This is a genomic window from Pseudomonas sp. AP19 (assembly GCF_001728855.1).
Taxonomy (GTDB): domain Bacteria; phylum Pseudomonadota; class Gammaproteobacteria; order Pseudomonadales; family Pseudomonadaceae; genus Aquipseudomonas; species Aquipseudomonas fluorescens.
This window is the reverse complement of sequence record NZ_LXJP01000112.1, coordinates 1-5989: the sequence shown is the minus strand read 5'-3', so window position 1 is coordinate 5989 and position 5989 is coordinate 1. Positions and strand designations below refer to the sequence as shown.

Genomic DNA, 5989 nt, shown 5'->3' with positions numbered 1-5989 from the left:
TTTTTTTTGCCTGCCTGGCCTGAAAACACGCACAAAAAAAACCCGGATCAATGATCCGGGTTTATGCGTACGGGCGCCCCTTATGCCATGGCCGCCACCAGGCTGTTGATGAACGCGGCGCTGTCGATGATCCCGTCGTGATCCGTATCGATCATCACCGAACGCTCGATGCGCCCCTGGCCAATCACCCCGGCCATGTTCTGCTCGATCAGCGCCTTGAAGTGCCCCGCGCGGCTCAATGACGCCCACCAGCAACTGACCGGCGCCTGGATCGGCTTGAAGTCAGCCACGGTCATGCGCTCGCTCAATGCCCGGTCAACTTCCCAGGAAATCTGCGCGTCATTACCACGCAGCAGCGCGTCCTTGATGCCGGTGAACGCCTCACCCAGGGTCTGCTCGGCCCAGGCCACAAACGCCTGCCATTGCCCGGCTTCATCCGCAGCCTGACGCCGACACTGTTGCCACGCCCCTTCAATCTGCTCGGCAAACGCCGGGAACATCGCTCCAAGCAACGCCGCACGGCGCTCATTGGCTGATACCTCGCGATCATCCTCGCTCACCACCGCATCCCAATAAGGCGTGAGCCACTGCGGCGGGGCCGAATCAATCCAGCCGACAAATTCAACCTCACGCCCGGCTTGCTCCAGTGCGTAGGCGACTTCCATCGCCAGGTTGCCACCCAGCGACCAACCCGCCAGGCGATAGGCGCCCTGTGGCTGAGTTTTCAACAGTTGCGCGGTGTAATCGTCAACCATCGCCTGCCACTCGGGCACCGCGGCGCCCTCTTCCACCAACGCCCGGCAGATCACGCCGAACACCGGCCGCTGCTCCCTGAGTGCCAGGGCAATGGCGGTGTAGCAATGCACCGAGCCGAAGCTTGGGTGGAACATGAACAACGGCGTGCCTTGGGTCTGGCTGTTGAGCTTGACGATCACTTCGCTGCGCACCTCGCCCTGCACGCAATTGACTTGGCCACGCACGGTGGGGTTGAGCATCAACTGGCTGACGGACAGGTTGACCCCGCTGACTTGCCTGATGCGCTCCTTGAGCAGCAGCACGCGCAATGAATGGCCACCCAACTCAAAGAAGTTGTCGTTCAGCCCGACGCGCTCAACACCGAGCACCTCGCTCCAAATCGCCGCGACCTGCTGCTCAATGTCGCTTTGCGGCGCCTGATACGCCTGCGCAGCCTGTGCTTCAGGCTTAGGCAGCGCTTTGCGATCGAGCTTGCCATTCGGGCTCAACGGCATCTGTGTCAGCACCACCCATTGCGCGGGCACCATGTAATCCGGCAGTTGTGACGCGAGGTGAGCGCCGAGCAAGGCTTTCCAGTCCGCACACGGTTCCTGCAACACCAGGTAACCCACCAGGTGCGTGCCGTCCACGGCCAGCACGGCGGCTTCACGCACGCAAGCATGCTCCAGCAGACGTGCCTCGATTTCACCCAACTCGATCCGCAGCCCGCGCAGCTTGACCTGATGGTCGATGCGCCCGGCGTACTCGATCACACCCTCGTCGCGATAGCGCGCCAGGTCGCCGGTGCGGTACAGGCGTGCGCCGCTGCCGAGCGGGTCAGGCACAAAACGCTCAGCGGTCAGCGCCGGCCGACGGTGATAACCCCGCGCCAGACCGATGCCCCCAAGGTACAGCTCGCCCAGCACGCCCAGCGGTGCCGGCGCCAGGTTGCTGTCGAGTACATAACACCCCAGGTTGGCAATGGGTCGGCCAATCGGCACGGCGTCCTGCCCTTCATCAACACAGGTCCAGTGGGTCACATCAATGGCGGCTTCCGTCGGCCCATACAAGTTGTACAACCGCGCACCGGGCAGCTTGGCAAACACCTGCTGCTGGGCATCCACCGGCAATGCTTCACCGCTGCACACAATGCGTTGCAGGCTATGGCAGGCGCTTACCGCCTCGTCCTGCAAAAACGCTTGCAACATGGACGGCACGAAGTGCAGCGTGGTGATCTGCTCGGCGTTGATCAGGCTGACCAACCGCGCCGGATCGCGATGCTCCCCGGGCGCGGCGACCACCAGCCGCGCGCCGCTCATCAGCGGCCAGAAGAACTCCCACACCGACACGTCAAAGCTGAACGGGGTTTTCTGCAACACGCTGTCGCTGGCCTCCAGGCCATACGCCTGCTGCATCCAGCAGAGCCGATTGGTGAGCGCCGAATGCCGATTACCGGCCCCCTTCGGCTGCCCGGTAGAGCCCGAGGTGTAGATCACATAAGCCAGGTTTTCGCCATCGACAGCACTGTCAGGATTGTGCGCGCTATACCCCTCAAGCCACGCCTCGCCGGTCTCCAGTACCAGGTGTTGAATGCCCGCCGGGATCGGCAGTTGCTCCAGCAGATGAGCCTGGGTCAGCAGCCACCTCACGCCACTGTCCTGCACCATGTAGGTGAGTCGATCGCGCGGGTATTCCGGGTCCAGCGGCACGTAGGCGCCACCGGCCTTGAGCACGGCCAACAGGCCGACGACCATCTCGATGGAGCGCTCCACCGCCAGGCCCACCAGCACGTCCGGCCCCACACCGGCCGCGATCAAGCGATGCGCCAGGCGGTTCGCACGACGGTTCAGCTCGGCGTAACTCAAGTGCTGCCCGGCAAACACCAGGGCCGTCGCGTCTGGCGTACGCACCACCTGCGCCTCGATCAACTGATGCACAGCCTGGTGCAGCGGGTAGCGTTGCGCCGTGGCGTTCCAGGCCTGCAGCGTCTGGCGCTCGGCCAATGCCGCCGAAGGCAGTGCGGCCAGGCGCTGGTCGGCATCCACAATCAGCGCACTCAACAGCTGCTGGAAGTGTTCGGCCAGGCGCTGGATATGCGTAGCACTGAAGGCCTGCCGATCGTAGTTGAACTCAAGCCCCAGGCTATCGCCCATGCCCAGGAGCACGGTCAACGGGTAGTGTGTCTGCTCCAGGCTGCGCACCGCACCAAAGCGTAAACCCGACGGTGCGCCCTGCTCCAACGCCTCAGACACCGGGTAGTTCTCGAACACCAGGATGCTGTCGAACAGCGCCTCCCCGCCCAAGCCGGCCCAGCGCTGGATTTCGAACAGCGGCGTGTGCTCTTGCTCACGCAAGCGCACATTCTGCGACTGGACGTGTTGCAGCCACTGGCTGACCGGCATCTGCGCCTCAGGCGTGGCCACCACCGGCAGCGTATTGATAAACAACCCGACTTGCTGCTCGATACCGCGCAGCTCGGCCGGCCGCCCCGCCACGGTGGCGCCGAACGCGACGGTGGCCTGCCCGGTGTGATGGTGCAGCAGCAATAACCAGGCGGCCTGCACCAACGTATTGAGCGTGACCTTGTTGCTCTGCGCGAACGCTTTGAGGCGTTCGGTCTGCGCGGCATCAAAGCTCAGGCGATGCTCACCGTTGGCCACCAGTGCCGTCGGTGCCTCATTCGCCACGCCATATGCCAGGCGCGTAGGCGCCTGCAGGTTGAGCAACTGGTCTTTCCAGAAGGTTTCGCTGACGGCTTTGTTCTGCGCCTGCAACCAGGCGATGTAATCGCGATAGCGCCCCGTCGGCGCAGCCAGCGGCTCGCCGGCATAGTGTTGCAATACCTCGCCGAACAACTGCGAACCACTCCAACCGTCCATCAGGATGTGGTGGTTGGTGTAGATCAGGTGATAACTCGACACGCCTGTGCGTATGACCGACAGGCTCAGCAGCGGCGCCTGCTCCAGTACAAAACCCTGGGCACGCGCCGACTCGGCCAGGGCGTCGAGGGCCGCAGGGCAATCCGCGCGGTCCGTCCAATCGAGCGCCTCAAGCGGCATGCGCCGCTGCTTGTAAACCACCTGCAACGGTTGCTCTGCATCGGTCTGCCAGAGGAAACCACTGCGCAGAATCTCATGCCGGTCGACAGCCGCCTGCCAGGCCTGGTGGAAACGCGGGACATCCAGGCCGTCCACATCGATGCGCATTTGGTTGATGTAGTCGCCCGACCCTTCGCCGTACAACGACTGGAACAACATGCCTTGCTGCATCGGTGACAACGGATACAGGTCTTCCACCTCGGAGAATGTCAGTGGCAGCGCATCCAGCTGGCCTTGAGACAAGCGCGCCAGCGGGAAGTCCGACGGCGTGACACCTTGGTTGGCGGCGGCGCAGCAATGCTCGATCAACGCCTTGAGCTCCACCGCGTAGTCATCCGCCAACTGCTGCACGGTCGCTTGCGCAAACATTGCCTGGCTGAAACTCCAGTTCAACTTCAGTTCGCCGGCGTAGACCTGGCCGTTGATTTCCAGCCAGTTGCCCAGCGGTGCGTCAAGGCTTTGCTCGGCACCACTGGCGTCACCGGAAGGCGCGAACAAGCCTTCCTGTTCGCCGCCCTCGAAACTGCCGTCAAACTGCCCCAGGTAGTTGAACGTGATACGTGGTCGCGGCAAGGCACTCAACGCCTGTTGCGCCTCGGCATCGCCCAGGTAACGCAAGGCACCAAAGCCGAGGCCTTTTTCCGGTACGGCGCGCAGTTGCTCCTTGATCTGCTTGAGGGAGCCCGCCAGGGAATCGGTCGGCGCCAGCTGCACGGGATAGAGGCTGGTAAACCAACCGACGGTGCGGGTCAGGTCGATCTCATCGAACAGGTCCTCACGGCCGTGGCCTTCCAGCCGGATCAACATCGACGCGTCACCGGTCCAGCGCACAATGACACGCGCCAGGGCCGTCAGCAGCAGGTCGTTGATCTGTGTTCGGTAAGCACTGGGAGCGTCCTGCAACAAGCGACGGGTAAACCCTGGGTCCAACTGGGTCGTCACACTCAGTGCATGGCGGTTGCTCAGGCTGGCCTGCGGGTCGGCGCCGGGCAAACCGGCGCGGCTGCCGTGTAACTGCGTCTGCCACCACGCCAATTCCTGCGCCAGCGCGGGGCTGCCGGCGTAGGCTTGCAGCCGCTCGGCCCACGCGCGCGTGGAGCTGGTCTTGGCGGGCAACACCACCGCTGCGCCTTGGGCAATTTGACGGTAGGCGGTTTGCAGGTCCTCGAGGAGGATGCGCCAGGACACACCGTCCACCACCAAGTGATGGATCACCAGCAACAAACGCTGTGAGCCATCGGCCATGCCCACCAACACCGCACGCAGCAACGGGCCTTGACTCAGGTCGAGGCTGCGCTGGGCTTCCTCGCCCAAGGCTTCAAGCTCTGCGAGCGTTGTGAGGGTGGTCTGCCACAGCACCTGTTCGGCCTGATGATGTTCGGCACTTCGATACGCCGCCGCCCAGCCATTCACACCCTGGACAAACCCGGTGCGCAGGGCGTCATGGTGCACAATCAAGGCCTGTAGCGCCGCCGCCAGCACAGGCACCTCCAGGCGTTGGTGCGGTTGCAGCACCACGGACTGGTTCCAGTGCTCCCGCGCCGGGATGTCATCGGCAAAAAACGCATGCTGAATGGGCAGCAGCAGCAGCTCGCCAGTCAGCGCCGACTGATCCAGCAGCACGGTGCCCTCGCCTTCGCGGGCGACGGCCGCCAGGCTCTGGACCGTCTGGTGTTGGAACAGGTCCTTGGGCGTGAACCGCACACCGACTTGGCGGGCACGGCTGACGACCTGAATCGAAATAATCGAGTCGCCGCCCAGTTCAAAGAAGTTGTCATGCAGCCCTACGCGCGGCAGGCGCAGCACGTCGGACCAGATCGCGGCGATTTTCTGCTCCAATTCACTGTGTGGCGCAACATACACCTGCTGCATCAAGCTCACGTCCGGCAGCGGCAGGCCTTTGCGATCCAGCTTGCCATTGGGCGTGAGCGGCATGCGCGCCAGAAACATGAAATGCGTGGGCACCATGTAGTCCGGCAGGCGGGTTTTCAAGGCGCGGCGCAGCGCCTCACGGCCGTTCGCTTGGGCCACGGCATCGTCGATCATCGCCGGGTGCAACGGCACCACATACGCTACCAGTTGCTTGCCGGTCGGCCCTTCCTGCGCCACCACCACGGTTTCACCGACGCTGTCCTGCTCACGCAGACGGGCTTCAA

General features: G+C 63.7%; 1 protein-coding gene. It reads right to left on the bottom strand.

Annotation, left to right across the window (positions count from 1 at the left end; all coding sequences use genetic code 11):
• Window positions 1-80: 80 nt before the first annotated feature.
• The coding region (locus A7D21_RS33605; protein ID WP_141718320.1) for a non-ribosomal peptide synthetase at window positions 81-5989 on the bottom strand (5909 nt) is incomplete at its 5' end.